Below are 265 nucleotides of genomic sequence, written 5' to 3'. Positions count from 1 at the left end.
ATCGGCATAAGTGATTGCATAATTGGATGCAGCGGCTCCGCTGGCTGCGATCGGGTAAGTCCCCACTGGACTTCCTATAACTGCCGTGGTGGTGACTGTAGGCGCTGTGGTTAGCACAGTTTCAGTATCACCGTTCACAAATCCCCCATAACTCACCGTTAGAGTCGGATTCGCACTGCCATAGGTTTTGCTCTTATCGTCTGCCGTCACTATAAGAGACGCTTGGGTTACTGTCAGAGTCCCATCAGCATATGATATTGAATAG

1 protein-coding gene is annotated in these 265 nt (G+C 49.8%); it reads right to left on the bottom strand.

Annotated features, from left to right (window positions below; genetic code table 11):
• Positions 1-210 (bottom strand): MBG domain-containing protein (locus DM397_RS24170; protein ID WP_394364548.1); only part of this gene is annotated, 210 nt, incomplete at its 3' end.
• Between the last annotated feature and the right edge of the window lie 55 nt (positions 211-265).

Origin of the sequence: Flavobacterium nitrogenifigens, assembly GCF_003254565.1 — a bacterium.
Classification (GTDB): domain Bacteria; phylum Bacteroidota; class Bacteroidia; order Flavobacteriales; family Flavobacteriaceae; genus Flavobacterium; species Flavobacterium nitrogenifigens.
Note: the sequence above shows the minus strand (reverse complement) of the source record. Positions and strands in the feature narration are given on the sequence as shown.